At 51.1% G+C, this 1,594-nt stretch carries 2 protein-coding genes; both read right to left on the bottom strand.

Annotation, left to right across the window (positions count from 1 at the left end; all coding sequences use genetic code 11):
• On the bottom strand, nucleotides 1-779 hold a 779-nt coding region (locus AAIR21_RS27660; RefSeq protein ID WP_434682807.1), incomplete at its 3' end, for a hypothetical protein.
• 205 nt (nucleotides 780-984) lie between these two features.
• Nucleotides 985-1,594 (bottom strand): hypothetical protein (locus AAIR21_RS27655; RefSeq protein WP_434682805.1); only part of this gene is annotated, 610 nt, incomplete at its 5' end.

The following is a 1,594-nucleotide window of genomic DNA, read 5'->3' as shown; positions in this document are numbered from 1 at the left end:
TCATGCTTAACTCCAGTATTAACGGGGGGCAGCGTAAAGGCCATGTGTTCAAGGTCATCCGGCGTGACGCGAATGATGCCCTCGCCGGGCGTATCGATTTCCGCCACCAGGAACAGTGACAGCGAAATCATCACCGGCAGGACCAGCAGAGAATGTCCCTGCCGCTGCTGACGCCCGGTCAGACAGCAGGCCACCATGGCGAAGACAATGATCACCAGCCATGCCGCATCGGGGAGCTTGCGCTGAGAGACAGCAGTCGTCTGCTGCTGTGATACTCTCAGCTCACTGTATGCCGTCAGGAGCGAGTCCATCACCGGCAGGGTACTGTGCTTGGCCTCAGAGACCGCCAGCCCCCAGAGCTGCTGCTGGCTGCCCTCTGACAGCTGGTTCCAGCTTCGCCCGCCCTGCAGCGAATTATCCCTGAAAAAATGAATCCGCTGGTCGAGGTATTTACGCAGCAGTTCCTGCGCTTTCGGCTGAGCCGATGCGGGTAATAACAGACTGTACTGCCACGCTTTTTCGATGGTCTGCGCTTCTCTGACCTGGGCCTGTTTCAGCGTGGTAAATCCATTAATTGATACCGAAAAGGCGAATCCGATAAGCAGCACGCTTAATGAGAGCGTTCCTGCGGTGATAATAATATCGCCACCAGCACGGGATTTATCACGGGAATAATTCAAATAACGACCAATATACGCAGACATTATCAGTAACGATAACATCACTGCCAGCAACAAAATATCATCTGCTGCCGGTAGCATGAAATAATACGCCATCATATTTTTACCACGGGTTAAGCCGTCACACTGGGAGTAACTTATGACAATAAGATAAATTATGTCTCACCATTATTATTCGGCAAGGTTGAAATATTCTTTTCAGTGCGCAACAAAAAATAAATCAACAGTCTGGAAATAAAGAATGTATTTTCTCTCAGGTATCGACACAAAAAGTACATACTTCCTGAATATGTCGTAACTGCATTTACTTGCTGGTCGTGGCGTTCCTTTTTCTGCGAAGCAGTCGCTCCCGCGCTTTTTCCACTCCTCTGCAGCTTCTGTCAGGAAACAACGTAGCCTGCTGTTCAGCAATACTGAGATGCATATTTTTCTCAAGCTTCGCCCAGTCCTCATCACTCCACGGTCGAAATCCAGCCTTACTGTCACTGGATTTCTTCAGGCCGAGCCGCCTCGCCATCAGCCGGACGGCGACTTCATTTCTGCCTGGCAGTTGTCGCATGACTTCAATACCTACCACCGGATATTGTTCTTTAAGAATACGAAGTTCGTCTTCACGCCAGAATCGACCACTCTGCACGCCTAAAATGACGGCCCGTGAAAATATCGCGCTGACGCTTCTGCCCGGAAGCAGCCGGGTCAGTTCTTCAGCCTCTACCCCCTGTGAATAGTAATGGCGGATTATCTCCATTTCCGCTTCGCTCCAGGGGAGGCTTTTCTTGCCACGGCAGCCCAGTCTGTCGGCCATCAGTCCTACCGCTCCCGGGGTACGTTTCAGAATGGTGGCAAGCTCTGCCACGGGCATCGTGCCGTAGTTATTTTCCAGAAAGGATAAATCCTTCACCGTCCACAGTAAG

It is taken from the genome of Enterobacter sp. PTB, from assembly GCF_051130085.1.
Lineage (GTDB): Bacteria > Pseudomonadota > Gammaproteobacteria > Enterobacterales > Enterobacteriaceae > Enterobacter > Enterobacter ludwigii.
Note: the sequence above shows the minus strand (reverse complement) of the source record. Positions and strands in the feature narration are given on the sequence as shown.